Consider the following 26,225-nt stretch of genomic DNA (forward strand, 5'->3'; position numbering starts at 1 on the left):
ATCGGGTGCGGTGCCGGGCGTCGCGGGTCCGACGGGACTTTGACGACGGGGCCCAAGACGGCCCGGGCCGTCCTAGGCGGCCTGCGGGCCCCGGAAAGCGCGCCGGAACGAGTTCGGGGTGGTGCCCAGGGTCCGCAGGAAGTGGTGGCGCAGGGCGGCCGCGTTGCCGAATCCGCAGCGGCCGGCGATCGCGTCCACCGTCTCGCCGGTCGACTCCAGCAGTTCCTGCGCCAGCAGGACCCGCTGGCGCAGCACCCACTTGTACGGGGTGGTGCCGGTCTCCTGGAGGAAGCGGCGGGCGAAGGTCCGCGGGGACATGTGCGCGCGCTCCGCGAGCTGCTCGACGGTGATCTCCTCGCCCAGGTGGCGGGCCATCCACTCGATCACCTCGCCCACCGTGTCACAGGCCGTGCGCGGCAACGGTCGCTGGATGAACTGGGCCTGCCCGCCGTCCCGGTGCGGCGGTACGACCATCCTGCGCGCGATGATGTTGGCCACCTCGGCCCCGTGTTCCTGGCGGACCACGTGCAGGCACGCGTCGATGCCGGAGGCCGTGCCGGCGGCCGTGATCACCGCGCCCTCGTCCACGTAGAGCACGTCCGGGTCGACGACGGCCCGCGGGAAGCGGCGGGTCAGGGCCGCGGCGTGCATCCAGTGCGTGGTGCACCGGCGGCCGTCCAGCAGCCCGGCGGCGCCGAGGATGTAGGCCCCGCTGCACACGCTGAGGACCCGCGCGCCCCGGTCCACGGCCCGGCGCAGGGCCGCCAGCAGGGGCTCGGGGTAGATGCGCACGCCGGCGTCACTGGCGGCCGGTAGACAGACGAGGTCGGCCTCCTCCAGCCGCTCCAGCCCGTGCGCAGGGGTGATGCCGAAGGCGCCCCCGCCCACGCTCAGGGGGCCCTCCTCCGCCGCGCACACGGCGAAGTCGTACACCGGTACGCCCATGTCACTGCGATCGATTCCGAACACCTCGCAGAAGATCCCCAGCTCGAAGGGGGCGACTCCGTCGACGAGGGCCACGGCCACGTTGGTCAGCATGACCCCAGTGTGGCAGTAATTCGGTCTTCTATGACAGTACTGCCACTGTCGATCATGGGCGATCAGGCGGACAGTAGAGCTATGAACACCTTCGTGAACTACCTCGCCGTCCTCGCCATCGCCGCCCTCCTGCTCGGGCCCAGCCTGTACGGGATCCTGCGCGACCGGCGGATCGACCAGCAGCTGCGGGCCGTCGCGACCCGGCTCGTGTGGCTCCCCCGCCAGCGTGCGGGCGGCCTCCCGCCCACCCCGCGCCGGCGTACGTTCCGTCCCTCCGCCCGGCGGTACTGGGGCCCCATCGCCCACTGAACACCGGGGAACGCGAGAAGCCGGGACACGGAAACTCCCGCATCCCGGCTCCCCGGTCACTCCCCGGAACTCCTCGGAGTACGTGACGTACTAGAAGTCCTCGTCCAGGTCCACGGTGCCCTCGACCGCGACCTGGTAGGCCGACGGACGGCGCTCGAAGAAGTTCGTCAGCTCCTGCACGCCCTGCAGCTCCATGAAGGAGAACGGGTTCTGCGAGCCGTACACCGGCGGGAAGCCCAGACGGACCAGGCGCTGGTCCGCGACGCACTCCAGATACTCGCGCATCGACTCGGTGTTCATGCCCGGCAGGCCGTCACCGCACAGGTCGCGGCCGAACTGCAGCTCCGCCTCCACGGCCTCCTTGAGCATGTCGGTGACCTGCTGCTGGAGGGCGTCGTCGAAGAGCTCCGGCTCCTCCTTGCGGACCGTGTCCACGACCTCGAAGGCGAAGTTCATGTGCATGGTCTCGTCGCGGAAGACCCAGTTGGTGCCGGTGGCCAGGCCGTGCAGCAGACCGCGCGAGCGGAACCAGTACACGTAGGCGAAGGCGCCGTAGAAGAACAGGCCCTCGATGCACGCCGCGAAGCAGATCAGGTTCAGCAGGAAGCGGCGGCGGTCGGCGGCCGTCTCCAGCCGGTCGATCTTCTCGACCGAGTCCATCCACTTGAAGCAGAACTGCGCCTTCTCGCGGATGGAGGGGATCTCCTCGACCGCGTCGAAGGCGGCCGCCCGGTCGTCCGGGTCGGGCAGGTAGGTGTCGAGCAGCGTCAGGTAGAACTGGACGTGCACGGCCTCCTCGAACAGCTGGCGCGACAGGTACAGGCGCGCCTCCGGGGAGTTGATGTGCTTGTAGAGCGTCAGCACCAGGTTGTTCGAGACGATCGAGTCGCCCGTCGCGAAGAACGCGACCAGTCGGCCGATCATGTGCTGCTCGGACGGCGTCAGCTTCGCGAGGTCCGCGACGTCCGAGTGGAGGTCGACCTCCTCGACGGTCCAGGTGTTCTTGATCGCGTCCCGGTAGCGCTCGTAGAAGTCGGGGTAGCGCATCGGGCGGAGCGTGAGCTCGAAGCCCGGGTCCAGGAGGTTCTTGTTGTCGTTGGAGCTCATTACTGGCAGGCCTCGCAGGACTCGGGGTTCTCAAGGGAGCAGGCCAGCGCCTCGGCGTCGGCGACCGCCTGCGGCAGCTCGACGGGGGTGGCCGCCTGCGCGGCACGGGCGATCTTCGTCGCCGGGCGCGAGCGCAGGTAGTAGGTGGTCTTCAGACCCTGCTTCCAGGCGTACGCGTACATCGAGCTGAGCTTGCCGATGGTGGGCGTCTCCAGGAACAGGTTCAGCGACTGCGACTGGTCCAGGAACGGCGTACGGGCGGCCGCCATGTCGATCAGACCGCGCTGCGGGATCTCCCACGCCGTGCGGTACAGCTCGCGGACCTCGGCCGGGATCCAGCCGAAGCCCTGGACCGAGCCGGAGGAGTCGCGCAGCGCCTCGCGGGTCTGGGCGTCCCACACGCCGAGCTGCTTCAGCTCCTCCACCAGGTAGCCGTTCACCTGGAGGAACTCACCGCTGAGCGTCTCGCGCTTGAAGAGGTTGGAGACCTGCGGCTCGATGCACTCGTACACGCCGGCGATCGAGGCGATCGTGGCCGTCGGGGCGATGGCGAGGAGCAGGGAGTTGCGCATGCCGGTCTCGGCGACGCGGGTGCGCAGCGCGTCCCAGCGCTCCGGCCAGTTCAGCTCGACGTCGTAGTGGTCCGGGTGCAGGACGCCGCGGGCGGTACGGGTCTGCTCCCAGGCCGGGAGCGGGCCGCTGCGCTCGGCGAGGTCGCAGGAGGCCTCGTAGGCGGCCAGCATGATGCGCTCGGAGAGCTTGGTGGACAGGGCCTTCGCCTCGGGGGAGTCGAAGGGCAGCTTCAGCTTGAAGAAGACGTCCTGGAGACCCATCGCGCCCAGGCCCACCGGGCGCCAGCGGGCGTTGGAGCGGCCGGCCTGCTCGGTCGGGTAGAAGTTGATGTCCACCACGCGGTCGAGGAAGGTGACGGCGGTGCGGACGGTCTCGTCGATCCGCTCCCAGTCGATCTCGCCGTCCACGACGAAGGCGCCCAGGTTGACCGAGCCGAGGTTGCAGACGGCCGTCTCGCCGTCGTTGGTGACCTCGATGATCTCGGTGCACAGGTTCGAGGAGTGCACGACGGTGCCCGGCTCGGCGGTCTGGTTCGCCGTGCGGTTGGAGGCGTCCTTGAACGTCATCCAGCCCTGGCCGGTCTGCGCGAGGGTGCGCATCATCCGGCCGTACAGGTCGCGGGCGGGCATGGTCTTGCGGGCCAGGCCGTCCGCCTCGGCCTTGCGGTAGGCGGCGTCGAAGTCGTCGCCCCACAGGTCGACCAGCTCGGGCACGTCGGCCGGGGAGAACAGCGACCAGTCGGCGTCGGCGTTCACGCGGCGCATGAACTCGTCCGGCACCCAGTGGGCGAGGTTCAGGTTGTGGGTGCGGCGCTGGTCCTCACCGGTGTTGTCGCGGAGCTCCAGGAACTCCTCGATGTCCGCGTGCCAGGTCTCCAGGTAGACGGCGGCGGCGCCCTTGCGGCGGCCACCCTGGTTCACGGCGGCGACGGAGGCGTCGAGGGTCTTCAGGAACGGCACGATGCCGTTGGAGTGGCCGTTGGTGCCGCGGATCAGCGAACCGCGGGCGCGGATGCGGGAGTACGAGAGGCCGATGCCGCCGGCGTGCTTGGAGAGGCGGGCGACCTGGTGGTAGCGGTCGTAGATCGAGTCGAGCTCGTCCAGCGGGGAGTCCAGCAGGTAGCAGGAGGACATCTGCGGGTGCCGGGTGCCGGAGTTGAAGAGCGTGGGGGAGGACGGCAGGTAGTCCAGCCGGCTCATCAGCCGGTACAGGGAGGCCACTTCCTCCACGGCCTGGACGCTCTCGTCGGCGGCCAGGCCGCAGGCCACGCGCAGCATGAAGTACTGCGGGGTCTCGATGACCTGACGGGTGATCGGGTGGCGCAGCAGGTAGCGGCTGTGCAGGGTGCGCAGGCCGAAGAAGCCGAAGCGGTCGTCGGCGCCCTCGGCGAGGGTCAGCTCGACCAGCGAGTCGAGCCGGGCCGCGTGGGTGCGGACGAACTCGGCCGTGCGGTCGGCGATGAGGCCCTCGCGGTGGCCGACCTCGACGGAGGCCGAGAAGGAGGTGGAGCCCTGGCTCGCGGCCTCGTCGCGCACGGCCAGCGTCAGCAGGCGGGCAGCGAGCCGGGAGTAGGCCGGGTCCTCGGAGATCAGACCGGCGGCGGCCTCCGTGGCCAAGCCGCGCAGTTCGGCGTCGTCGGCGGCGGAGCTGCGGCCGCGCAGCGCGGAGGCGGCGACCCGGCCGGGGTCGGTGTCGGGGAGGTCCGCCGTAAGTTCGGTGAGGGTACGCAGCAGCGTGGCCCCCGGGCCCTCGGTGTTGTCGCCAGAAGTGGACTCGGCGCGCGGTGCGGAAGGCGCGATGGTCACGGCGGGAGCTCTCCCTCGCTCGGCCCGGTCATCGGCGAGGCGGGGCGCGAGCGGGCGCACGCGGGCGCGACGAAAACGCGTACCCCGCATGGCATCCACCGGCCCAACCGCGAGGCCCGGACGAATCGGCACCCGGTTCGGTCGAGCCGGGCGCGCTGTCGGCAGGTCATCGGACTTGGCGTCCGGTAGCCGGACACTTCATACCGTTGCGGGACAGTTCCGGATTCGCACCGGATTCCCCTGCGGCGACAGCAGGCATGAGCATACATGTGGGGGCGGCCCTGTGCGGTAACCCCCACATGTAGTGTCGGCGTGGCTACAGCTTGAGCCGGTAAGTGAGGAGTGTCAGGCCCTCGATCGGCGCCCAATCCCGCTCCGGAGTGCGTACGAAGCCCAGGCGCGCGTAGATCCGATGGGCCCCGGCCATGCTGCGCTGGGTGGACAGGACCAGGCCGGTCACGCCCTCCACGGCCCGCGCCCGCTCGATGCAGGCCCGCACCAGGGCCTCGCCGGCGCCCTGGCCGCGCGCCTCGTGGGCCACCGCGAGCATCCGGAACTCCGCCTCGTCGGGGGCCGCGACGTCGGCGAGCGGACTGCCCGGAGCGGCGAAGGTCACACCGCCGAGCAGCGATCCGTCCCGCTCGGCGACGAGCACCTCGGCCCGGGCGGCCCGGCCGGCCACGTCGCGCAGCACGTTCAGGTAGGCGTCGTCCTCGTTGAAGTCCAGATGTCCGTCGGCGAGGTAGGCCTGCGCCGTGATCTCGCCCAGCTCCGCGTAATCGGCGGGCAGCGCCGTTCTGATCACCATCTCCATGCGGTCGAGTGTGCAGGACGCCTGGCGGCGGGCGGCGCTATCGTCGGAGACAGCACCGTCGAGGAAGGTGAGCGAGGCATGACCGTGATGACTGACCGCCCCCACATGCTGACCGAGGAGTTCGAGACCCTCGCGCGTATAGGCGCCAGAGAAGTGGAGGGGCTGCGGTTGGAATTCATCGACGGGAAGCTGGGGGTCAAGGCAGTGCCGGACGGGGACCACGGACTGATCATCGAGTGGCTCTTGCGTATCTGCATCCAGCACCGGCCCGACCTGTTCCTTTACGGCGAGCAGGGATTGAGAGTGCAGCAGTATCGCGAAGGGCGCGCCAGGCCTGATGGCGTTCTGGCGCCGAGTGGTTTTATGAAGGCGCAAGGCGAATGGGTCGCCCCGGACCCTGTCCTGATGGTCGTCGAGATCACCTCCTACGATTCCGACACCGACCGGCGCGACCGCGTCGAGAAGCCTCGGGCTTTCGCCGAGACCGGCATTCCGATCTACCTCTTGATCGACAGGGACAGCTGTGAGGTCTCTGTCCACAGCGAGCCGGACGGGCGGCGGTACGAGACAGTCCGCACCGTTCCCTTCGGCAAGGACGTTCATCTCCCCGACCCCGTCGGTATCACCCTTCAGACCGAGCCCCTCAAGGATTGGGTGCGCTGAGGAGCGCAGAAGGGCCCCGCCGCGGGATGCGGCGGGGCCCTTCGTATCGCTCAGCAGCAGCGGAAGCCCTCGCGGGGGTCCGCCTCGCGGGCGTCCGTACGGGCGCGTTCGAAGGCGCGGCGGGTGAGGACCTCCGCGTCCGGGTCGTGGGAGCGGGCGTGGGCCACGTACCGGTCGTACGCGGCCTCCCCGGAGAACTCCCGCACGTAGAACCGGGCCTTGGCCAGAGCGCTCCGTACGGTGCTCACGCCACCGGCTCCTTGACGTGTCCGCCGCCCGCCTGGGGGCCCGCCGCGGCGAGCTCCGCGCGTTCCTCGGCGGTCGCGATCAGGCCGGCCGGGGCGACGATCTTCGACTTGGTCCACGGGGTCTCGGAGAGGACCGCCGACCCCGGGTCGCGGACGGCCTTGAGGCAGGTCCGGGCCGCGTCCGCGAGGACGACGATGATCAGGAGGGCGAAGAAGGCGCACAGCACGCCGTCGACCGTGGCGTTGGTGACCACGGTGTGCATGTCGTCCATGTTCTTGGCGGGCGCCAGCACCTTGTCGGCGTCGATTCCGGCCTGGTACTTGTCGCGCTGGGCGAAGAAGCCGACCTTCACGTCCTCGGAGAAGATCTTCTGGTAGCTCGCGGTGAGGGTCACCGTGGCGTCCCAGACCAGCGGAACACCCGTCACCCAGGCCCACTTGAGCCGGCCGGACTTGACCAGCAGCGTGGTGCAGACGGCCAGCGCGACCGCGGCGAGCAGCTGGTTGGCGATGCCGAAGAGCGGGAAGAGCTGGTTGATGCCGCCGAGCGGGTCCTTGATGCCGACCCACAGGAAGTAGCCCCAGCCGCCGACGACGATCGCGCTCGCGAACCACACGCCGGGCTTCCAGCTGACGTCCTTGAAGGACTTGTGCACGTTGCCGAGGGTGTCCTGGAGCATGAACCGGCCCACGCGGGTGCCCGCGTCGAGCGTCGTCAGGATGAAGAGCGCCTCGAACATGATGGCGAAGTGGTACCAGAAGGCCTTCATGCCGGCGCCGCCGACCACGGCGGAGAAGATCTCCGACATTCCGAGTGCGAAGGTCGGCGCGCCGCCCGTGCGCGAGAGCAGACTGGCTTCCTCGACGTCCTTGGCGGCCTGGGCGAGCGCCTCGGGGGAGATCGCGAAGCCGAAGTTGGTCACCGCCTGGGAGGCGGACTCGACCGTGGTGCCGATGATCCCGGGAGGGGAGTTGACCGCGAAGAAGAGGCCGGGCTCGATGATGCAGGCCGCGATGATCGCCATGACGGCGACGAACGACTCGGTCAGCATGGCGCCGTAGCCGATCATGCGGACCTGGGTCTCCTTCTGGATCATCTTCGGGGTGGTTCCCGAGGAGACCAGGGCGTGGAAGCCGGAGAGGGCGCCACAGGCGATGGTGATGAAGACGAAGGGGAACATCGACCCGGCGAAGACCGGTCCGTCGCCGCTCGCCGCGAAGTCGGTGACCGAGGGCATCTTCAGGGTGGGCATCGCGATGACCACGCCGAGCGCGAGGAGCGCGATCGTGCCGACCTTCATGAAGGTGGAGAGGTAGTCGCGGGGCGCGAGCAGCATCCACACCGGCAGCACCGACGCCAGGAAGCCGTAGACCACCATCCAGATGACCAGCGTCTCCTTCTCCAGGGTGAAGGTGCTGGCGAAGGAGGACTCGGCGACCCAGCCGCCCGCGACGATGGCGAGCAGCAGCAGTGCGACGCCGATGACGGAGACCTCGGTGACCCGGCCGGGCCGCAGCACGCGCAGGTAGAAGCCCATGAAGACGGCGATCGGGATGGTCATGCCGATGGAGAAGACGCCCCAGGGCGAGTGCGCCAGGGCGTTGACGATGACCAGGGCCAGCACCGCCAGCAGGATGATCATGATGGCGAACACGGCGACCAGGGCGGCGGCCCCGCCGACGGGTCCGATCTCGTCCCGGGCCATCTGGCCGAGCGAACGTCCGTCGCGGCGGGTGGAGAAGAACAGCGTGACCATGTCCTGGACGGCCCCGGCGAAGATGACGCCGGCGACGATCCAGATGGTGCCCGGCAGATAGCCCATCTGCGCGGCGAGCACGGGGCCGACGAGCGGGCCGGCGCCGGCCACGGCCGCGAAGTGGTGGCCGAAGAGCACCCGGCGGTCGGTCGGGTGGAAGTCAACACCGTTGTCAAGGCGTTCGGCGGGCGTGGCCCGGGTGGCGTCCACCTTCAGTACGCGGTCCGCGATGAAGCGCGCGTAGAAGCGGTAGGCGATCGCGTACGAGCCCAGTGCGGCCGCGAGCAGCCAGGCGGCGGAGATCTCCTCGCCGCGCGAGAGCGCGAGTACGCCCCAGCCGATGGCGCCGACGAGTCCGACGAGCACCCACGCGGCGACGGACTTGGGGGAGGGCGAGCCCGGCGTGCTTCCCGGACTCGCCGCGTCCCGTTCTGTCCCTGTTGCTTCCGGTTCAGGCATGACCTCGTCCCCTCGTCGATCATCTGCGTAAGCGCAGGGAATCTACGGGGGATTGCCCGCTGAGCGTAAGACCCCGTCCGTATTCCGGTATGTGAAGGAATTCGGTACGTGGAGCCCGACGGGCGAGGTCAGACGGCCGGGCGCTTGAGCCGGGCGACGAACTTGTACCGGTCGCCGCGGTACACCGACCGCACCCACTCCACCGGTTCGCCGTCGGCGTCCAGGGAGTGCCGGGAGAGCATCAGCATCGGCAGTCCGACGTCGGTGCCGAGCAGGCCGGCCTCGCGCGGGGTGGCCAGTGAGGTCTCGATGGTCTCCTCGGCCTCGGCCAGGTGCACGTCGTACACCTCGGCGAGCGCGGTGTAGAGGGAGGTGTACTTGGCCAGCGACCGGCGCAGTGCGGGGAAGCGCTTGGCCGAGAGGTGGGTGGTCTCGATGGCCATCGGCTCACCGCTGGCCAGGCGCAGCCGCTCGATGCGCAGCACCCGTCCGCCGGTGGTGATCTTGAGCAGCCCGGCGAGGGTGTCGTCGGCCGTCACGTAGCCGATGTCGAGGAGCTGGGACGTCGGTTCCAGACCCTGGGCCCGCATGTCCTCCGTGTACGAGGTCAGTTGCAGGGCCTGGGAGACCTTGGGCTTGGCGACGAAGGTGCCCTTGCCCTGGATCCGCTCCAGTCGCCCCTCTACGACCAGTTCCTGGAGGGCTTGGCGGACGGTGGTCCGCGAGGTGTCGAACTCGGCCGCGAGCGTGCGCTCGGGCGGCACCGGCGTGCCGGGCGGCAGCGTCTCGGTCATGTCGAGCAAGTGCCGCTTGAGTCGGTAGTACTTGGGCACACGCGCCGTGCGAGTGGCTGCCCCGCCTTCCGGCTCCGTGGTCGCCCCTTCGGTGGCCATCGCCGCCCGCCTTCCCGACTCCAGTTTCGCTGCCGTCACCGGCTCCTCCGATATGTGCGGTCACATCGTGACACGTAAGGGGGGACGGGCCTTCTCTCTCCCCAGGTGTCGGTCCGATAACGGACCGGGCACCCGCTCATTAGACCCTTGACACCCCTAAAGGTCTAGGCCAAGCTCCAGCTACTGGTCTAAACCAATATGGATCAGATCCCGGCCCCACGGCAGTACTTCGCGTATGTCACCGCGGCGGGCAAGGGAAGTGCAGGCAGGCATCCCTGAGGAGGGTGGCGTGAAGCGCAAGCTCATCGCGGCGGTTGGAGTCGCGGGCATGGTTATCGGCCTCGCGGCTTGTGGGAACGGGGACGACGACAAGGCCAAGGCCGATGCGGGTCCCAAGGAGATCACCGTCTGGGTCATGGACGGCTCCGCGCCGAAGGCCTGGATCGAAGAGGTCAACAAGGAGTTCTCGGCCAAGCACCCCGGTGTGACGGTCAAGGTCGAGGAGCAGAAGTGGACCGGCATCCAGGAGAAGGTCACCACGGCCCTCTCCGAGAACAACCCTCCGGACGTTCTTGAGCTCGGCAACACCCAGACCGCGGGCTACGCGGTCACCGGCGGTCTCGCCGACCTGACGAAGGACAAGGCCCAGCTCGGCGCCGACGCCTGGCAGAAGAGCATGCTCGCCTCGGCCGAGGTCGAGGGCAAGCTCTACTCCGCCCCGTGGTACGCCGCCAACCGCGTCGTCATCTACGACAAGAAGGCCTTCGCGAAGGCCGGCGTCACCCCGCCCACCACCCGCGACGAGTGGGTCGCCGGCCTGGAGAAGCTGAAGGCGGCCGACCCGGCCTCGCAGCCGATCTACCTGCCCGGCCAGAGCTGGTACGTCCTCGCGGGCCTGATCTGGGACGAGGGCGGCGACCTCGCCGTCAAGGACGGCAGCAAGTGGAAGGGTGGACTGGGCACCCCGCAGGCCGCCTCCGCCATGGACTTCTACAAGAAGCTCCAGTCCTTCTCCACCGCCCCCAAGGACAAGGACGAGGCCACCCCGCAGCAGTCCACCGACATCGTTCCCAAGGGCGGCGTCGCCTCCTGGATCGGTCTCGGCTGGGAGGCCGGTGGCGCCGAGAAGGCCCTGAAGGACGCGGGCAAGGAAGCCGACTTCGGCTACTTCCCGATCCCGGGCAAGACCGCCGACAAGTCCGGCACCGTCTTCCTCGGCGGCTCGAACCTCGCCATCGCCGAGCGCTCCAAGAACAAGGAGCTCGCCAAGGAGTGGCTGGCGCTGGCCGCCGGCAAGGAGCAGATGACCAAGTACGCCGCCGAGACCAAGGGCGCGCTGCTCCCGAACCAGGCCGGTGCCAACTTCACCCCCGCCGCGGGCTCCTTCGCCGAGGCCATGGGCAAGGCCGGCGCCAACGGCAAGATCACCCCGGTCACCGCGGGCTGGGCGAACGTCGAGACCGAGCCGAACCCCATCAAGGAGTTCATGACCAAGGTCCTGAAGGGTGAGGACGCCGCCAAGGCGGGCGCGGACGCGGACGCGGAGATCGCGAAGCGCATCAACAAGTAGTCCCGCCGCGCAGTACCCGCACGACCCAGCAGTGCAGTGTGAACGCACCGGGGCGTGCGGCAGGTGCCCGGACACCCGCCGCGCCCCCGGTCGCGCATTTGACTCCACAGTCAACCGCGAGGAAGCCAAGCCATGACCGTGCACTCCCAGGGAGCGGTGACCAGCGCTCCACAGGACGCACCACCGAAGTCCGCCGGACGGCCCGAGACGCCGGCCCCAGCAACCGGCGCCAGCCATACGCCGCCTCGCGGAGGCAGAAAGTCGCTCCCCTCGGGGTGGCTGCCCTATCTGCTGGTCGCGCCCGCGGTGCTCGCCCTCGCGACGCTCCTGCTGTACCCGCTGATCAAGAACGTGATCCTGTCCCTCCAGGACATCAACAAGATCGAGTTCATCCAGCGGAAGTACCCCTTCGCGGGACTCGACAACTACACCGAGCTGCTCGGTGACGCGAACTTCTGGACCGTCGTCGTCCGCAGCTTCGGCTTCACCCTGGCCAACGTCGCGCTGATCATGGTGTTGGGAAGCCTCATCGGCATCCTGCTGAACAAGCTCGGCACGAAGATGCGACTGGTCCTCTCGATGGCCCTGGTGATGGCCTGGGCCATGCCCATCGTCGCCTCGGTACAGGTCTTCCGCTGGCTGTTCGACGAGCAGTTCGGCGTCATGAACTGGGTCATGCGCACCGCCGGCTTCTCCGGCTACGAGCAGCACAACTGGATGGAGACCGGCCTCTCCACCATGGTGATCGTCACGATCCTGGTGGTCTGGGGCTCCATCCCCTTCGTCGCACTCAACATGTACGCCGGTCTCACCACGGTCGGCGCCGAGCTGTACGAGGCCGCCCGCATGGACGGGGCCAACGGCTGGCAGACCTTCTGGAAGATCGTCTTCCCGAATCTGAAGCCCTTCTTCCTCATCACCACCTTCCTCGAGGTGATCTGGGTGTTCAAGGCCTTCACCCAGGTCTACGCGATGAACAAGGGCGGACCGGACCGCGCCTCCGAGATCCTGCCGGTCTTCGCCTACGTCGAGGGCCAGAGCCAGGCCCACTACGGTCTCGCCGCCGCGATCTCCGTCCTGACGATCGTGATCCTCGTGATCGTCATGTCCGTCTACTTCCGCCTGATCCTGAAGCAGGAGGAGGAGCAGTGAGCACGAGCACGACCACCGCCCCGAAGCCCGCGGCTCCCCAGAGGCCCGCACAACAGCTCCGGACCCGCCGCCCGGTACGCCCCGCAGCCGTGGCCAAGAACCTCGGCGCACTCCTGCTGGCCCTGGTCTTCGTCTTCCCCGTGTACTGGATGTTCTCCTCGGCCCTCAAGCCGGCCGACCAGATGCTCACGAAGGACCCCGTCTTCGTCTTCACGCCGACGACGGACAACTTCGTCAAGGCCACCGGGGTCGAGAACTTCTGGACGTACGTCACCAACAGCGTCCTGGTCACCGTCGGCGCCGTCCTGCTGGCCCTGCTCGTCGCCCTCGCCGCGAGCTTCGCCATCGCCCGAATGAAGTTCAAGGGCCGCAAGGGCCTGGTCCTCACCGTGATGATGGCCCAGATGGCCCCCTGGGAGGTCATGGTCATCGCGATGTACATGATCGCCCGCGACAGCGAGATGCTGAACAGCCTCCCGCTGCTCACCGCGATCTACTTCGTGATGATCCTCCCCTTCACCATCTGGACCCTGCGCGGCTTCATCGCCGCCGTCCCGGTGACCTTGGAGGAGGCGGCCCAGATCGACGGCTGCACGCGCGGCCAGGCCTTCCGCAAGGTGATCTTCCCGCTGCTGGCCCCCGGCCTGATGTCCACCTCGCTCTTCGGCTTCATCACGGCCTGGAACGAGTTCGCCATGGTCCTGATCCTCAACAAGGACAAGAGCGCGCAGACCCTGCCGCTGTGGCTGACCGAGTTCATGTCCGCCTTCGGCAACGACTGGGGCGCCACCATGGCCGCTTCCTCGCTCTTCGCCGTCCCGGTCCTGCTGATCTTCATCTTCCTCCAGCGCAAGGCCGTCGGCGGCATGACCGCCGGCGCCGTGAAGGGATGACGCCGTCATGACTGTCCTTGCGCACCGCACCGATACGCTCACCCGCGACGCCCTCGCCGTCCTCCAGCCCGGCTTCGAGGGCACCACCGCCCCCGCCTGGCTGCTCCGCCGGGTCGGCGAAGGCCTCACCGCCGTCGGCCTGTTCGGCCGCAACATCGCCTCGCCCGAGCAGCTCGCCGCGCTGACCGCGCAGCTGCGCACCGAGCGCGACGACGTCCTGGTCGCCATCGACGAGGAGGGCGGCGACGTCACCCGCCTGGAGGTCCGGGGCGGTTCGTCCTTCCCCGGCAACCTGGCCCTCGGAGCCGTCGACGACACCGACCTCACCCGGGACGTCGCCCGCGAACTGGGTCGGCGCCTCGCCGAGTGCGGGGTCAACCTCAACTGGGCCCCCTCCGCCGACGTCAACTCCAACCCGGACAACCCGGTGATCGGCGTACGGTCCTTCGGCGCCGACACCCACCTCGCCGCCCGGCACACCGCCGCCTACGTCCAGGGCCTCCAGGCCGCCGGAGTGGCCGCGTGCACCAAGCACTTCCCGGGCCACGGCGACACCAACGTCGACTCGCACCACGCCCTGCCGCGCATCGACGTGGACCTGGACACCCTCGCCGCACGGGAACTCGTCCCGTTCAAGGCCGCGATCGAGGCCGGTACCAAGGCCGTGATGAGCGCGCACATCCTGGTGCCCGCCCTCGACCCGACCCGCCCGGCCACGCTCAGCCCGCAGATCCTGACCGGCCTGCTGCGGGGGGAGCTCGGCTACGAGGGCCTCATCGTCACCGACGGCATGGAGATGAACGCCATCGCCGGGACGTACGGGATCGAGCGCGGTTCGGTCCTGGCCATCGCGGCCGGCGCCGACGCCATCTGCGTCGGCGGCGGACTCGCCGACGAAGCCACCGTCCTGCGGCTGCGCGACGCGCTGGTCGCGGCCGTCCGCGAGGGGGCACTGCCCGAGGAGCGCCTCGCCGATGCCGCCGCCCGCGTCCGCGCCCTCGCCGCATGGACCCGCGGAGCCCGGCCGGACGCGCAGCCGGAGGGGAGCCGCGCGTCCGGCATCGGGCTGACCGCCGCCCGCCGCGCCGTGGTCGTCACCGGCTCGGCGAAGCCGCTCACGGAGCCCTACGTCGCCACGCTCGCGCCCGTCGCGAACATCGCGGTGGGGGACGAGACCCCGTGGGGCGTGGCGGCGGAACTCGCCGAGCTGCTCCCGGGCACCGCGGCGGGCGTCTACCCCGAGGGCTCCTCCGCCGGGGACGTCATGGCGGCGGCCGGGGACCGTACCGTCGTCGTGGTGGTCCGTGACGCGCACCGGCACCCGTGGATGACCGAGGTCCTCGACGCGCTGGTCGCTGCGCGGCCGGACACGGTGGTGGTCGAGATGGGCCTGCCGATGGCTGCGCCGCGGGGTGCGGTGTACATCGCCACCCATGGCGCGTCCCGCGTCTGCGGGCGGGCCGCGGCCGAGATCATCGCGGGGGCGTAGCCCTGCGGTTGCCGCTGCGCGGAGCTGCTCCCCGCCCCGCCCTTTCACCGTTTCCCGGGCTCTGCCCGGACCCGCGCCTCAAACGCCGGCGAGGCTGAATCTTCAGCCCGTCCGGCGTCCGGGCAGCGCCCGGAAGGCTCCGCGCAGCGGATGCCCGCACGCGACACGAAGGGCCGGACTCCCTCGGCGGGAGTCCGGCCCTCCTGTCGTGCCCGTGCGGCTAAAGGCCCTGCCAGGCGGGCTTGTTGGCGTAGGTGTGGCGGAAGTAGTCGGCCAGCTTCAGCTTCGAGGCGGCGGCCTCGTCCACGATCACGGTGGCGTGCCGGTGCAGCTGCAGCGCGGAGGCCGGGACCAGCGCGGACAGCGGACCCTCGACGGTCTGCGCGACGGCCTCGGCCTTGCCCTCACCCGTGGCCAGGAGGACCAGGTGGCGGGCGTCGAGGATGGTGCCGATGCCCTGGGTGATGACGTGGTGCGGCACCTGCTCCAGGTCGTCGTCGAAGAAGCGCGCGTTGTCCACGCGGGTCTGCTCCGTCAGCGTCTTGATGCGGGTGCGGGAGGCGAGGGAGGAGCAGGGCTCGTTGAAGCCGATGTGGCCGTCCGTGCCGATGCCGAGCAGCTGGAGGTCGACGCCGCCGGCCTCGGCCAGGGCGCGGTCGTAGGCCTCGCACGCGCTGACGATGTCCTCGGCCGAACCGTCGGGGCCCATGAAGGAGGCCTCGGACAGGCCGAGCGGCTCCACGACCTCGCGGAGCACGACCGCGCGGTAGGACTCGGGGTGCCCGGCCGGCAGGCCGACGTACTCGTCGAGCTGGCAGATCCGGGCCCTGGAGGCGTCGACCTCACCCGCCCCGACCTTGCGCGCGAGGGCCTCGTAGATGGGCAGCGGGGTAGAGCCGGTCGCCACGCCGAGCAGGGCGTCGGGCTTGCGCCGCACCAGGGCGGCCATGGCCTCCGCGATGAGCTCGCCGCCTGCCTTGGCGTCCGGGACGATGACAACTTCCACGCGGGGCCTGCCGATCTGGAGTGGGTGAGGTGGTATAGACCAATCTAGCAGAGGCTGCCGCGCACGGCGGGGGTCTTGCCGCGATCCGTCGCGATGCGGAAGGGGCTGGGAGAGGTCGGGAGGGGAGGGAGAGGGGCGGGAGAACCTTCAACCTTTTGATTGCCCTGTCTACAACTCCGTTCCCCTCTACGGTGGTTTATGTAGGTAAATCATGGTATATGCGATTGGAGTGGTCGTCATGGGCAGGCACACCAGCTACGCCTTCGAGACCTACAGAGCTGTCGCGGATGCCGGTCGCGCCGAGCTGCTCGCCGCGACCACCTCCCCGTTCCAGATCGAGGTGCGGTTCATCGGAGGGCTGACGAGCGGCCAGCGGGACGTCTTCGCCGAGGCGGCCGAGCGCTGGGCCAGGGTCATCGTCGGCGACCTGGAGACCGCGATCGTTCGCGACTTCACCGGCGACGTCGTCATCGACGACCTCTTGATCGATGCCGAAGGAGTGGCGATCGACGGGGTCTTCGGCACGCTCGGGAAGGCGGGGCCGACCCGCTTCCGGCGTGAGACGGCGGTCACCGGAGCGCGCCTGCCCGCCACGGGCGTGATGCGGTTCGACAAGGCCGACCTCGGACAGATGGAGGACGACGGCTCGCTCCTCGACGTCATCACGCACGAGATGGGACACGTGCTGGGGATCGGGACGATCTGGGGCGTCTTCGGTCTGCTGAAGGACTTCCCCGGCCCCAACCCCACCTTCGTAGGTCCCGGCGCCATGAAGGAGTTCGGCGAGCTCATCGGGGTCGGGCAGCCCACTCCCGTACCGGTCGCGAACGTCGGCGGCGCGGGGAGCGCGGGCGGTCACTGGCGGGAGCGGGTCTTCGGCAACGAGCTGATGTCGCCGACCATCGGGGGCCCCGGCAATCCCCTGAGCAGGCTGACCGCGGCGAGCCTCGGTGACCTCGGGTACCAGGTCGACCTCGACGCCGCGGAGCCCTACGAACTCCCCGACCCCTTCGCCATCGCCCTGGCCGGCGGCGCGGAGTCCGTCACGCAGCGGGGCGTCATGCTCCCGACCGTCCCCAGCAGCATCCCCGCCGACCGGCCCTGAAGGGCCCGAGGGCACTGGGGCCGTACACCGCGCCCCAGCGCCCTCGGCGTCGGACGCCCCGACGGTGCCTAGATCAGCGCCAGCTGGAGGCCGCCCGTCGCGTCCAGGTGCTGGCCCGTCACCCAGCGGGAGTCCGGCGAGGCCAGGAAGGCCACCACGTCGGCGACCTCCTGGGCCGTGCCCACCCGGTGGAAGACCGAGCGGGCGGCCAGGTGGGACCGGGTCGCCCCGTCCGCGAGGAGGTCCGCATTGAGGTCGGTCTCGGTGATGCCGGGGCCGACCGAGTTCACAGTGATCCCGCGCGGGGCCAGTTCGGCGGCCAGTGACCGGGTCAGCGCGTTCGCGGCGCCCTTGGCCGTGACCGTGGCCAGGATGGCCGGCAGGGCGATGTCCGGGGTGCCGGTCACGTTCACGATCCGGCCCCCGTCGCGCAGCCGCTCCAGCCCGTACTTGATCACGAAGAACGGCGCCTTGGCGTTGAGCGCGTGCGCCCGGTCGTACATCTCCTCGTCCGTGTCTGCGATCCCCGCGAAGGCCGCCGCCCCGGCGTTGTTGACCAGGATGTCCACGCCCTCGGTGTGGTCGGGATGGGCTGCGTACGCCGCCCAGAGGGCCTTGGCGTCGCCGGGGACGCCGAGCTCCGCCCCGATGGCGAAGGCTCGTCCGCCGGCCGCCCCGATCGCCGCGACGGTCTCCTGCGCCGCTGCCCCGTTGCGCCCGTAGTGCACCGCGACGAGTGCCCCGTCCCGCGCCAACCGCTCGGCCACGGCCCGTCCGATGCCCCGGCTACCGCCGGTGACCAGTGCCGTCTTTCCCTTGAGCACGCCCATGACGCGCCCCCCTCCGGTAATCGCTAGTGGTCGCTACAGAAATGAACGTATCAGATTTCCTAGCGACCGCTATAGAATGCGGGCATGGTGACCGGACAGCGCGGCAGACCCCGTTCCTTCGACCGCGACGCCGCCCTCGACAAGGCGATGCTCGCCTTCTGGGAGCGCGGCTACGAGGCGACCTCCATCTCCGACCTGACCGCCTCGATCGGCATCAGTGCGCCCAGCCTCTACGCGGCCTTCGGTGACAAGCGCAAGCTCTTCGACGAGGTCGTGGTGGTGTACGGCGGCCGGTACGGGGACTTCGCGGGCGTGGCGCTCGCCGAGGAGCCCACCGCCCGGGCGGCCGTCGCCCGCATCCTGCGCGAGGCCGCCGAGGTCTACACCGACCCGGCCCACCCGCGGGGTTGCATGGTGATCAGTGCCGCGATCAACACCACCTCGGACGAGGTGGCGCAGGCGCTGCGCGAGCGCCGCAACGCCAACCTGATGCTGTTCGAGAGCCGGATCCGGGCCGACGTGGCGGCGGGCGTGCTGCCCGCGGACACGGACGCGCGGGCGCTGGCCCGGTACGCCGGAGCGGTGCTCCAGGGGATGTCCCAGCAGTCGCGCGACGGGGCGAGCCGGGAAGAACTGGAGGCGGTGGCGGAGCGGGCCCTGCTGGCCTGGCCCGCGGCCTGACCGGCCGGGGCGCGTTCCGCGGAGGAGTTCCTCTGGGCCACGGTGCAGGACGGGACCCTCGACCCGCCCGGCACCGTAGCCCGGAGTACTTACGGCCGACAGGTGTGCGGTTCCCGACGGCCGGTGGAGGTGCCTGCGCGGTCAGGGCAGAGCGCGCGGCTTACCTCGATCCGTCCTCCTGTGCGGGGAGGGCGGAGGTTCTGAAATCAATTGTGGACTAGACCATTCTGTTCTGTCCATCCAATGACAGGGCCTGGAAACCCGTCACTTCCTCCAACAGTACGCGGCTCGCGCCCCCCTTGGATACTCCTGAGTACCGTCGTGGGAAAGTCATGGCGCATACCCGGGGTACGCTCGCAACGTGCCCTCCATGAACGACCTCGTACGCCAGCACACCGCTCTTGGTGAAACAGACCTGGAGTGGCTCCACCTGCTGGTTTCGGAGTGGCAGCTGCTCTCCGACCTGTCCTTCGCCGACCTCGTCCTGTGGGTTCCGACCCTCGACGGCACGCGGTACGTCTCGGTCGCCCAGATGCGCCCGAACACCGGCCCCACCTCGTACCAGGACGACATGGTCGGCCACCTGGTGCCGCGCGGCCGCCGCCCGCTGCTGGACGCCGCGCTCGACGAGGGCCGGATCGTGCGCGAGGGCGACCCCGAGTGGCGCGAGGAGGTACCGGTCCGCGTCGAGTCGATCCCCGTCCGCCGCGAGGGGCGGGTACTGGGAGTGATCGCGCGCAATACCAATCTGCTCACTGTGCGTACACCGAGCCGACTGGAGCTGACCTACCTCCAGTCCGCCTCCGACCTCGCGCAGATGATCGCGGCGGGCTCCTTCCCGTTCCCCGGCCAGCAGGTCGACATGGACGCCTCCCCGCGGGTCGGGGACGGCCTGATCCGCCTCGACGCCGACGGCGTCGTCACCTACGCCTCGCCGAACGCGCTCTCCGCCTACCACCGGCTCGGCCTCGCCTCCGACCTCGTGGGTCAGCACCTGGGCACCATCACGGCCGAACTCGCCCCCTCCCGCGGACCGGTGGACGAGGCCCTGGTCAAGCTCGCCAGCGGCTGGGCCCCGCGGGAGACCGAGGTCGACGGCAACGGCGGGGTCATCCAGCTCCGCGCCATCCCGCTCAAGCCGAAGGGCACCCGGATCGGCTCCCTGGTGCTGTGCCGTGACGTCACGGAACTGCGTCGTCGCGAACGTGAATTGATCACCAAGGACGCGACCATCCGGGAGATCCACCACCGGGTGAAGAACAACCTCCAGACCGTGGCCGCACTGTTGCGGCTCCAGTCCCGCCGGATGGATTCGCCGCAGGGCCGCGAGGCGTTGAACGAGGCCGTGCGCCGTGTCGGATCGATCGCGATCGTGCACGAGACGCTGTCTCAGAACCTCGACGAGCGGGTCGAGTTCGACGAGATCGCCGACCGCGTCATCGCGATGGTCTCGGAGATCTCACCGGGGAAGGTCGACTGCCGGCGCACCGGCAGGTTCGGGATCCTGGACGCGGAGGTCGCCACTCCGCTGTCGATGGTGCTGACGGAGATCTTGCAGAACGCCCTGGAGCACGCCTTCACCCAGGGGGAGGGGGGCACCGTGGAGGTGGCCGCGATCCGCACCGGAACCGGTCGCACCGATGGCCGGCTGCTGATCACCGTGCTCGACGACGGCAGCGGTCTGCCCGAGGGATTCGACCCCCAGCGCGCCGGCAATCTCGGGCTGCAGATCGTACGGACCCTCGTGGAGGGGGAGCTCGGCGGCACGTTCGACATGCTCCGGGCCGAACCGCGCGGCACCAAGGTCGTCCTCGACATCCCGTCCAGCCCGCAGAAGTAGCAGCCGGGCCGTGACTCAGCGTGACGGCCCGCCCTCCTCACCCGGTCGACCGGAACCGGGTCCCGAACAGCACTGAGCCCCGGACCGAATGATTCGGTCCGGGGCTCAAGAGCACGGTGCTGAGCGCTTGTTCGGTTGCTACGCGCTGCGCGTCGAGGCTCGAAAGTCGTTGTCAGGCGCTGGCGTTGCGCGCCCGGTTGCGAGCGGCGCGGCGCTTCATGGCGCGGCGCTCGTCCTCGCTGAGACCGCCCCAGACACCGGAGTCCTGACCGGACTCGAGCGCCCACTGCAGGCACTGCTCCATGACGGGGCAACGGCGGCAGACGGCCTTGGCTTCCTCGATCTGCAGCAGCGCAGGACCGGTGTTGCCGATGGGGAAGAAGAGTTCCGGGTCTTCCTCACGACAAACGGCGTTGTGACGCCAGTCCATGGCTGCTCCATCTCCTTGTATTGCGGGCAAGTTGCTTGTGAATGTGAACGCTTTCACGAATCCCCCCGCGAGGGAAGCGCGACCGCCCGGTTTCACGCGGGTGATCAATCAGAGATTCGTGGAGGGGTTCTGGCGGTCTGTGTGGGTGCCGGGTGTTGCGGGCTGTCCCGATCGCCATGAAGAGATTCGCAAACCTCGGACGGGGATACAACCCCTTCCGGAAAGTTTTTTTTGATTCGTCGGTGTCTACTAGGTCACAGCCCTACATCTTGAGGGTGGACCGACGTGTAAACGTTCGAGTGAAAGGCCCTGAGGCCCTTCTACTCACACAATCACACGCAGTGCCCGGCGTACGCCTGTGAACCGAACGCTGGTCCGCAGTCCGAGGTGATCGCCGTCCATCTGAAAGGGAAGCGGAACCTTCGAATGCAAGGTGAAGTCGGTCAGATCGTGCAGAGACACCGCGTGCTTGCCGTGCGGACCCCGCTCAGGAGTGGAGGTCAGGAGCTGTGTCGCGTACCGCGCGACCGCTGGAGTTGACAAACGGTTCAGTGCCAATACGTCAAGCGCAGTATCGAACGAGGCTTCGGGGGAGGCGTAAAGCGGACGATTCCCCAGATACGTCCACGGTGACGTATTGCACACTATCGACAGCACCAGATCGGTCACCGGGTCCGCGCCGGGGCGCTCCAGCGTGACCGTGCCGTGGCGCCGGTTCGGCTCCTCCCAGAACTGGCGCATCAGCTGTCGCACGTACAGGGCGTGCGTCGAACGCTTGCCGCGCTCGCGCTGCTGCTCCACCCGACCCACCACGCCCGCGTCGAAGCCGAAGCCCGCGCAGAAGGTGAACCAGCGGGCCGGAACCGACTCGTCCTCCGTGCCCGGAGTGCCGGCCGCCAGGCCCAGACCCACCGTCCGCTCGCGCTGCTCCCGCAGCGCGTCCAGCAGTGCGCCGGTCGCCTCGACCGCGTCGTTGGGCAGTCCCAGGGCGCGCGCGAACACATTGGTGGAGCCGCCGGGAACCACCGCCAGCCGCGGCAGCCGCTCCGGATCGGGCCCGTTGTGCAGGAGTCCGTTGACCACCTCGTTGACCGTGCCGTCGCCACCGAGGGCGACGACGAGGTCGAGCCCCTCGTGCGCGGCCTTGCGCCCCAGGTCCCGGGCGTGCCCGCGGTACTCGGTGGTGACCGCCTCCAGCTTCATCTCGCTGGCCAGGGCATGGGTCAGGACGTCGCGCGTGCGCGCACTGGTGGTCGTCGCTGCTGGGTTGGCCACGAGAAGTGCACGCATGAGCGCCAGACTACCCACCCCTTCGGACGCCGACCCTACTGCCCGTCCCCTCCGGGGTCCGGGACGCGCCGTTACCCTGCTGGAGTGAGTAAGAAGCAGCCCGCGAACGCACCCGCCCCCGCCGCCGTCCCGACCGCCGCGCTGCCCGGCCGGCTGACCGCGGCCGCCGCGCTCACCGCCCTGGAGGGCCTGGCGCTGGCCGGCCTCGGGCTCTACATGCTGTTCGTGGGGATCGCCGGTGACCCCGATTCCCCGCAGCAGGCCGAGACGGGCGGGATCACCCTGCTCGCGCTCGCCGCGCTGCCGCTGGTCGCGGCCCGCGGGCTGCGCCTGGGCCGCCGCTGGAGCCGCGGCCCGGCCCTGATCACCCAGCTGATGGCGCTGCCGGTGGCCTGGACCCTCTACAGCACCGGCGGCGCCATGATCGCCGCCGCCGTGGCGCTGGCCGCGGCCGCGGTGGCCGTCGTCGCCCTCCTGGTGAATCCGACGGCGACCGAGGCCCTGGGTATCGGGCCCGGGGAACAGGCCCGATAACCGGTCGTCCGGTTCTTCCTCGCCTACTCCTCGACGAGGAGCTTCTCGCGGAGCTGGGCCAGGGTGCGGGCCAGCAGTCGGGAGACGTGCATCTGGGAGATGCCGACCTCCTGGGCGATCTGTGACTGGGTCATGTTGCCGAAGAAGCGAAGCAGCAGGATCCGCTTCTCCCGCGGCGGCAGCCCCTCCAGCAGCGGCTTGAGGGACTCGCGGTACTCGACGCCCTCCAGGGCCTCGTCCTCCGCGCCCAGGGTGTCCGCGACCGCCGGCGACTCGTCGTCGGTGTCCGGGACGTCGAGGGAGAGCGTGCTGTAGGCATTGGCCGATTCCAGCCCCTCCAGCACCTCCTCCTCGGAGATCCCCAGCCGCTCGGCCAGTTCGTGCACCGTCGGGGAGCGGCCGTGCTGCTGTGACAGTTCGGCCGTGGCCGTCGTCAGCGAGAGGCGCAGCTCCTGCAGACGGCGCGGTACCCGCACCGCCCAGCCCTTGTCACGGAAGTGGCGCTTGATCTCGCCGACCACCGTGGGCGTCGCGTACGTGGAGAACTCGACCCCGCGGTCCGGGTCGAACCGGTCCACCGACTTGATGAGGCCGATCGTCGCGACCTGGGTCAGGTCGTCGAGCGGCTCACCGCGGTTGCGGAAGCGCCGCGCCAGGTGTTCCACCAGCGGCAGGTGCATCCGTACCAGCCGGTTGCGCAGCTCGGCCTTCTCCACCGACCCGTCGGGCAGCGCCCGCAGCTCGATGAACAGGGCCCGCGCGCCGCTGCGGTCGCGCGGATCCGGCAGCGCCGGGGTCACCGGGAACGCCGGCACCGGCACCGCCGAGGGAACCACCGGGGCCGGGGCCTCGGCCCCGGCTCCCGTCCCGTTCGGCTGGGATGGTTGTGGTTGTTCCTGCTGGTTCTCGCTCATAGGGCCCGCCCGTCGCTCCGCCGAGTCCAAAAAGCCGTCTTCCGCATCCGCGTCAGCCGGGTGCGGCCGGGCGTGCTGCTGCTCCGGGATGCCGCCGTCGACCTCGTGTCGTACCCGGGGCCGATCCCCGCCCCGCACCGGGACCTCCCCGCCGCTCACGCCGGGCCTGGTCCCGCGCCGCGCTGTTTGTAGAGGCTGATGCTCACCGTCCGGTTCTCCTCGACCGTGGCCTCGACCTTGCCGGCCAGCGCCGACAGGACCGTCCACGCGAACGTGTCGCGCTCCGGTGCGCGCCCGTCGGTGGTCGGCGCCGAGACGGTCACTTCCAGCGAATCGTCGATCAGCCGGAACACGCAACTGAGGACGGAGCCCGGCACGGCCTGCTGGAGCAGGATCGCGCAGGCCTCGTCCACCGCGATGCGGAGGTCCTCGATCTCGTCGAGGGTGAAGTCCAAACGTGCCGCGAGGCCGGCCGTGGCCGTCCGCAGCACCGACAGGTAGGCACCCGCAGCGGGCAGCCGGACTTCCACGAAGTCCTGAGTCCCGGGCTCGCCTGCGATCTGGGACACCCTCACCTCCAAGGTGGTACGAGCTCTGTTCGCCGGTGACGCTATCGCGATCCGGGCGATCGTGTCGCGGCACCCCTCTAGGCACCCGCGCACCCCGCCTGCGAGCCAGTGACTGATGGTAAGCCCATGGGTACGCACAGTGGCTAGGGGTCTGCGGGGCCCAAATCAGGGGAACCGGCGGAGGGTTGAACTACCCCGCTTCAGACGATCGAACCGTCGACAAAACACCAACGCCAGGTCTCACCCGGTTCGAAGCTCCGCATCACCGGGTGGCCGGTCTCCTGGTGGTGTGCGGTGGCGTGCCGGTGGGGCGAGGAATCACAGCAGGCCACGTACCCGCACGACAGGCACATCCGCAGTTGCACGGGGTGGCTGCCGAGGGCCAGGCATTCGGGGCAGGTGTGGTGGGAGGGCACCGGTTCGGGACGCGGCAGGTCGGCAACGTGGGTGCACTCGCTCATCGCATTCTCCTTGTACCGGAACCCCGGCCTTCAGTCTTGGGGCGAACCGCGCGCACGGGCCGGAGCTGCGATGCAGCGGAGTGTCGATGCGTCACGCTTTGACCGGAGCTTGATCTCGTACAGAATACGTTCCCGCCGTGCGAGTCATGGGGATCTCCTCGGCCAAGCCCGCGCGTTCGGGGCGAGCGGCCGACGATTGAGGTGGATCTTCGATGGAGGTATTGCCGCTGGTGGCGCTGGTCGCCGGCAGTGCGGCCGTCGCGGGGCTGGCGCGCCGCACCCCGGTGCCCGCGCCGCTGCTGCTGGTCGCCGCCGGTCTGCTGGCCGCCTACGTCCCGGGGGTGCCCGCCTACGCCCTCGACCCGCACATCGTGCTGCCGTTGCTGCTCCCGCCGCTGCTGTACACGGCCGCCGTGGACAGCTCGTACCTGGACCTGCGCGCGAACGTCCGGCCGATCGCCATGCTGTCGGTGGGCTACGTGCTCTTCGCGACGGTGGCCGTCGGGTACGCGACGTACCTGCTGGTGCCGGGGCTCTCCCTGCCGGTGGCGCTGGTGCTCGGCGCGGTGATCGCCCCGCCGGACGCCGTCGCCGCCACCGCCATCGCCCGCAAGCTGCGGCTGCCGAACCGCATCACGACCATCCTGCAGGGCGAGTCCCTGGTCAACGACGCCACCGCGATCACCGCGTACAAGGTGGCGCTGGCCGCGGCCGTGGGGGTGAGCGCCGGCTGGGCGGGCGGCATCGCGGAGTTCCTGCTGGCCTCGGTCGGCGGGATCGGCGTCGGCCTGCTGCTGATGGTGCCGATCCACCACCTGCGCACGCGGCTGAAGGAGCCGCTGCTCCAGAACACCCTGTCGTTGCTGATCCCCTTCGTGGCGTACGCGGCCGCCGAGCGGGTGCACGCCTCCGGGGTGCTCGCGGTGGTCGTGGTCGCGCTGTACCTCGGACACCGCAACTGGCAGGTCGACTTCGCCACCCGGCTCCAGGAGGAGGCGGTGTGGAAGGTGGTCGCCTTCGTGCTGGAGTCGGTGGTCTTCGCGCTGATCGGGCTCCAGCTGCCGGTGGTCCTCACGGGGCTGGGGGAGTACGACGGCCTGCACGCGGCCACCTACGCGACCGCCGTGTTCCTCGCGGTGGTGGTGGCCCGGTTCCTGTGGGTGTTCCCGGCGACCTTCGTGCCCCGCTGGCTGTCGCCGCGGATCCGGGACCGGGAGACGGAGACCGACTGGAAGGCCCCGGTGATCGTGGGATGGGCCGGGATGCGGGGCGTGGTCTCGCTGGCCATCGCCTTCTCCGTGCCGGTGGACGTGCCGCACCGGAACCTGATCCTCTTCCTGACCTTCACCACCGTCATCGGGACGCTGGTGGTGCAGGGGCTGACGCTGCCGCCGCTGATCCGGGCGCTGAAGCTGCCGCCGAAGGACGTGCAGGCCGAGACCCTCGCGGAGGCGCAGGCGCAGAGCGAGGCCTCGCGGGCGGCCGAGGAGCGGCTGGCGGAGCTGCTGGAGGAACCGGAGAACAGCACGCTGCCACCGCCGCTGGCGGACCGGCTGCGGACGGTGATGGAGCGCCGGCGCAACGCGGTGTGGGAGCGGCTGGGCGAGGTCAACCCGGAGACGGGGGAGTCGGCGGACGACGTCTACCGGCGGCTCGCGCGGGAGATGATCGGGGCCGAACGGGAGGTCTTCGTGACGCTGCGGGACGACCGGCGGATCGACGACGAGATGCTGCGGGCGCTCCTGCGCAGGCTGGACCTGGAGGAGGCCGCGGCCTACCGCGAGGAGAGCTGAGC

General features: G+C 69.9%; 25 protein-coding genes and 1 riboswitch. Of the genes, 11 read left to right on the forward strand and 14 right to left on the reverse strand.

The genetic code is table 11. The features are described 5' to 3' along the window. Window positions 1-72 precede the first annotated feature (72 nt). Window positions 73-1,038 (reverse strand): helix-turn-helix domain-containing protein, encoded by a 966-nt coding sequence (locus tag OG594_RS29180; RefSeq protein WP_266604742.1) that lies wholly within the window; start codon window positions 1,036-1,038, stop codon window positions 73-75. An 81-nt stretch (window positions 1,039-1,119) separates the two neighbouring features. Between OG594_RS29180 and OG594_RS29185 the strand changes: the two genes are divergently transcribed. Further along, a complete protein-coding gene (locus OG594_RS29185) occupies window positions 1,120-1,347 on the forward strand; it encodes a hypothetical protein (protein WP_266604744.1) in 228 nt (75 codons plus the stop codon). 90 nt (window positions 1,348-1,437) lie between these two features. Here OG594_RS29185 and OG594_RS29190 read toward each other — a convergent pair whose 3' ends face one another. The 3 genes from OG594_RS29190 to OG594_RS29200 all read right to left on the reverse strand — a co-directional run bounded on the left by OG594_RS29190 (window position 1,438) and on the right by OG594_RS29200 (window position 5,646). Then, on the reverse strand, window positions 1,438-2,454 hold the full coding sequence (locus OG594_RS29190) for a ribonucleotide-diphosphate reductase subunit beta (RefSeq protein ID WP_030385960.1): 1,017 nt from the start codon (window positions 2,452-2,454) through the stop codon (window positions 1,438-1,440). Continuing rightward, the gene (locus tag OG594_RS29195) at window positions 2,454-4,832 is read right to left on the reverse strand and encodes a ribonucleoside-diphosphate reductase subunit alpha (RefSeq protein WP_030011779.1); all 2,379 of its coding nucleotides are present in this window, start codon (window positions 4,830-4,832) and stop codon (window positions 2,454-2,456) included. The genes OG594_RS29190 and OG594_RS29195 overlap by 1 nt, the downstream gene beginning before the upstream one ends. Window positions 4,833-4,974: 142 nt before the next feature. Beyond that, window positions 4,975-5,104, reverse strand: a riboswitch (cobalamin riboswitch). 44 nt (window positions 5,105-5,148) lie between these two features. Beyond that, window positions 5,149-5,646: a GNAT family N-acetyltransferase gene (locus OG594_RS29200; protein WP_266604748.1), complete on the reverse strand. Its 498-nt coding sequence runs from the start codon at window positions 5,644-5,646 to the stop codon at window positions 5,149-5,151. 78 nt (window positions 5,647-5,724) lie between these two features. On the opposite strand from OG594_RS29200, the gene OG594_RS29205 reads away from it, so the two are divergent. After that, a complete protein-coding gene (locus tag OG594_RS29205; RefSeq protein ID WP_266604750.1) occupies window positions 5,725-6,309 on the forward strand; it encodes a Uma2 family endonuclease in 585 nt (194 codons plus the stop codon). A gap of 50 nt (window positions 6,310-6,359) precedes the next feature. Here the strand turns inward: OG594_RS29205 and OG594_RS29210 are convergent, their stop codons facing one another. From OG594_RS29210 to OG594_RS29220, 3 genes are all read right to left on the reverse strand, one after another. Beyond that, window positions 6,360-6,557, reverse strand: coding sequence for a YbdD/YjiX family protein (locus OG594_RS29210; RefSeq protein ID WP_266604752.1), 198 nt, complete (start codon window positions 6,555-6,557; stop codon window positions 6,360-6,362). Next, window positions 6,554-8,773 carry a carbon starvation CstA family protein gene (locus OG594_RS29215; protein WP_266604754.1) on the reverse strand — a complete coding sequence of 740 codons (2,220 nt, stop codon included), beginning with the start codon at window positions 8,771-8,773 and terminating at the stop codon, window positions 6,554-6,556. The genes OG594_RS29210 and OG594_RS29215 overlap by 4 nt, the downstream gene beginning before the upstream one ends. 128 nt (window positions 8,774-8,901) lie before the next feature. Further along, window positions 8,902-9,666, reverse strand: a complete 765-nt coding sequence (locus tag OG594_RS29220; protein ID WP_030016685.1) for a GntR family transcriptional regulator — start codon at window positions 9,664-9,666, stop codon at window positions 8,902-8,904. Window positions 9,667-9,955: 289 nt separating this feature from the next. On the opposite strand from OG594_RS29220, the gene OG594_RS29225 reads away from it, so the two are divergent. The 4 genes from OG594_RS29225 (at window position 9,956) to OG594_RS29240 (ending at window position 14,770) form a co-directional block, all read left to right on the forward strand. After that, on the forward strand, window positions 9,956-11,236 hold the full coding sequence (locus tag OG594_RS29225) for an extracellular solute-binding protein (protein ID WP_266604756.1): 1,281 nt from the start codon (window positions 9,956-9,958) through the stop codon (window positions 11,234-11,236). Window positions 11,237-11,368: 132 nt separating this feature from the next. Then, window positions 11,369-12,388, forward strand: a complete 1,020-nt coding sequence (locus tag OG594_RS29230) for a carbohydrate ABC transporter permease (protein WP_266604758.1) — start codon at window positions 11,369-11,371, stop codon at window positions 12,386-12,388. An 89-nt stretch (window positions 12,389-12,477) separates the two neighbouring features. Further along, window positions 12,478-13,281, forward strand: coding sequence for a carbohydrate ABC transporter permease (locus OG594_RS29235; RefSeq protein WP_266606618.1), 804 nt, complete (start codon window positions 12,478-12,480; stop codon window positions 13,279-13,281). A gap of 7 nt (window positions 13,282-13,288) precedes the next feature. Next, entirely contained in the window at window positions 13,289-14,770 is a 1,482-nt protein-coding gene (locus OG594_RS29240) for a glycoside hydrolase family 3 protein (RefSeq protein WP_266604760.1), read from the forward strand. Window positions 14,771-14,990: 220 nt separating this feature from the next. Here OG594_RS29240 and nagB read toward each other — a convergent pair whose 3' ends face one another. Next, a complete protein-coding gene (nagB, locus tag OG594_RS29245; protein ID WP_266604762.1) occupies window positions 14,991-15,776 on the reverse strand; it encodes a glucosamine-6-phosphate deaminase in 786 nt (261 codons plus the stop codon). A 238-nt stretch (window positions 15,777-16,014) separates the two neighbouring features. Here nagB and OG594_RS29250 point away from each other — a divergent pair, with 238 nt between their 5' ends. Further along, on the forward strand, window positions 16,015-16,881 hold the full coding sequence (locus OG594_RS29250) for a leishmanolysin-related zinc metalloendopeptidase (protein WP_266604764.1): 867 nt from the start codon (window positions 16,015-16,017) through the stop codon (window positions 16,879-16,881). A gap of 68 nt (window positions 16,882-16,949) precedes the next feature. Here OG594_RS29250 and OG594_RS29255 read toward each other — a convergent pair whose 3' ends face one another. After that, a complete protein-coding gene (locus OG594_RS29255) occupies window positions 16,950-17,711 on the reverse strand; it encodes an SDR family oxidoreductase (protein WP_266604766.1) in 762 nt (253 codons plus the stop codon). A gap of 84 nt (window positions 17,712-17,795) precedes the next feature. Here OG594_RS29255 and OG594_RS29260 point away from each other — a divergent pair, with 84 nt between their 5' ends. Both OG594_RS29260 and OG594_RS29265 read left to right on the forward strand, forming a co-directional pair. Then, entirely contained in the window at window positions 17,796-18,392 is a 597-nt protein-coding gene (locus OG594_RS29260; protein ID WP_266604768.1) for a TetR/AcrR family transcriptional regulator, read from the forward strand. 370 nt (window positions 18,393-18,762) lie between these two features. Then, window positions 18,763-20,232, forward strand: coding sequence for a sensor histidine kinase (locus tag OG594_RS29265; protein ID WP_266606619.1), 1,470 nt, complete (start codon window positions 18,763-18,765; stop codon window positions 20,230-20,232). A 172-nt stretch (window positions 20,233-20,404) separates the two neighbouring features. Here the strand turns inward: OG594_RS29265 and OG594_RS29270 are convergent, their stop codons facing one another. Together OG594_RS29270 and OG594_RS29275 are read right to left on the reverse strand one after the other, a co-directional pair. After that, window positions 20,405-20,662 carry a WhiB family transcriptional regulator gene (locus tag OG594_RS29270; RefSeq protein ID WP_003953983.1) on the reverse strand — a complete coding sequence of 86 codons (258 nt, stop codon included), beginning with the start codon at window positions 20,660-20,662 and terminating at the stop codon, window positions 20,405-20,407. Window positions 20,663-20,986: 324 nt separating this feature from the next. Beyond that, complete coding sequence (locus OG594_RS29275; protein WP_030385973.1) at window positions 20,987-21,952, reverse strand: diacylglycerol kinase family protein; 966 nt, start codon at window positions 21,950-21,952, stop codon at window positions 20,987-20,989. An 84-nt stretch (window positions 21,953-22,036) separates the two neighbouring features. Between OG594_RS29275 and OG594_RS29280 the strand changes: the two genes are divergently transcribed. Further along, entirely contained in the window at window positions 22,037-22,486 is a 450-nt protein-coding gene (locus OG594_RS29280) for a hypothetical protein (RefSeq protein ID WP_266604772.1), read from the forward strand. A gap of 23 nt (window positions 22,487-22,509) precedes the next feature. Here OG594_RS29280 and OG594_RS29285 read toward each other — a convergent pair whose 3' ends face one another. From OG594_RS29285 to OG594_RS29295, 3 genes are all read right to left on the reverse strand, one after another. After that, the gene (locus OG594_RS29285) at window positions 22,510-23,538 is read right to left on the reverse strand and encodes an RNA polymerase sigma factor SigF (RefSeq protein ID WP_266606620.1); all 1,029 of its coding nucleotides are present in this window, start codon (window positions 23,536-23,538) and stop codon (window positions 22,510-22,512) included. 17 nt (window positions 23,539-23,555) lie between these two features. Then, window positions 23,556-23,969, reverse strand: coding sequence for an anti-sigma regulatory factor (locus OG594_RS29290; protein WP_030012703.1), 414 nt, complete (start codon window positions 23,967-23,969; stop codon window positions 23,556-23,558). A gap of 200 nt (window positions 23,970-24,169) precedes the next feature. Beyond that, window positions 24,170-24,430: a UBP-type zinc finger domain-containing protein gene (locus OG594_RS29295; RefSeq protein WP_266604774.1), complete on the reverse strand. Its 261-nt coding sequence runs from the start codon at window positions 24,428-24,430 to the stop codon at window positions 24,170-24,172. A 212-nt stretch (window positions 24,431-24,642) separates the two neighbouring features. On the opposite strand from OG594_RS29295, the gene OG594_RS29300 reads away from it, so the two are divergent. Further along, window positions 24,643-26,223 carry a Na+/H+ antiporter gene (locus OG594_RS29300; protein ID WP_266604776.1) on the forward strand — a complete coding sequence of 527 codons (1,581 nt, stop codon included), beginning with the start codon at window positions 24,643-24,645 and terminating at the stop codon, window positions 26,221-26,223. Window positions 26,224-26,225 lie beyond the last annotated feature (2 nt).

It is taken from the genome of Streptomyces sp. NBC_01214 (assembly GCF_026340975.1).
Classification (GTDB): domain Bacteria; phylum Actinomycetota; class Actinomycetes; order Streptomycetales; family Streptomycetaceae; genus Streptomyces.

What these genes read in the sequence shown, in the direction of transcription:
- OG594_RS29180 (WP_266604742.1), bottom strand. Translation starts at nt 1,038, where the DNA reads ATGCTGACCAACGTGGCCGTGGCCCTCGTCGACGGAGTCGCCCCCTTC.
- OG594_RS29185 (WP_266604744.1), top strand. Translation starts at nt 1,120, where the DNA reads ATGAACACCTTCGTGAACTACCTCGCCGTCCTCGCCATCGCCGCCCTC.
- OG594_RS29190 (WP_030385960.1), bottom strand. Translation starts at nt 2,454, where the DNA reads ATGAGCTCCAACGACAACAAGAACCTCCTGGACCCGGGCTTCGAGCTC.
- OG594_RS29200 (WP_266604748.1), bottom strand. Translation starts at nt 5,646, where the DNA reads ATGGAGATGGTGATCAGAACGGCGCTGCCCGCCGATTACGCGGAGCTG.
- OG594_RS29205 (WP_266604750.1), top strand. Translation starts at nt 5,725, where the DNA reads ATGACCGTGATGACTGACCGCCCCCACATGCTGACCGAGGAGTTCGAG.
- OG594_RS29215 (WP_266604754.1), bottom strand. Translation starts at nt 8,773, where the DNA reads ATGCCTGAACCGGAAGCAACAGGGACAGAACGGGACGCGGCGAGTCCG.
- OG594_RS29220 (WP_030016685.1), bottom strand. Translation starts at nt 9,666, where the DNA reads ATGGCCACCGAAGGGGCGACCACGGAGCCGGAAGGCGGGGCAGCCACT.
- OG594_RS29230 (WP_266604758.1), top strand. Translation starts at nt 11,369, where the DNA reads ATGACCGTGCACTCCCAGGGAGCGGTGACCAGCGCTCCACAGGACGCA.
- OG594_RS29240 (WP_266604760.1), top strand. Translation starts at nt 13,289, where the DNA reads ATGACTGTCCTTGCGCACCGCACCGATACGCTCACCCGCGACGCCCTC.
- OG594_RS29250 (WP_266604764.1), top strand. Translation starts at nt 16,015, where the DNA reads ATGGGCAGGCACACCAGCTACGCCTTCGAGACCTACAGAGCTGTCGCG.
- OG594_RS29255 (WP_266604766.1), bottom strand. Translation starts at nt 17,711, where the DNA reads ATGGGCGTGCTCAAGGGAAAGACGGCACTGGTCACCGGCGGTAGCCGG.
- OG594_RS29260 (WP_266604768.1), top strand. Translation starts at nt 17,796, where the DNA reads ATGGTGACCGGACAGCGCGGCAGACCCCGTTCCTTCGACCGCGACGCC.
- OG594_RS29265 (WP_266606619.1), top strand. Translation starts at nt 18,763, where the DNA reads ATGAACGACCTCGTACGCCAGCACACCGCTCTTGGTGAAACAGACCTG.
- OG594_RS29270 (WP_003953983.1), bottom strand. Translation starts at nt 20,662, where the DNA reads ATGGACTGGCGTCACAACGCCGTTTGTCGTGAGGAAGACCCGGAACTC.
- OG594_RS29275 (WP_030385973.1), bottom strand. Translation starts at nt 21,952, where the DNA reads ATGCGTGCACTTCTCGTGGCCAACCCAGCAGCGACGACCACCAGTGCG.
- OG594_RS29295 (WP_266604774.1), bottom strand. Translation starts at nt 24,430, where the DNA reads ATGAGCGAGTGCACCCACGTTGCCGACCTGCCGCGTCCCGAACCGGTG.
- OG594_RS29300 (WP_266604776.1), top strand. Translation starts at nt 24,643, where the DNA reads ATGGAGGTATTGCCGCTGGTGGCGCTGGTCGCCGGCAGTGCGGCCGTC.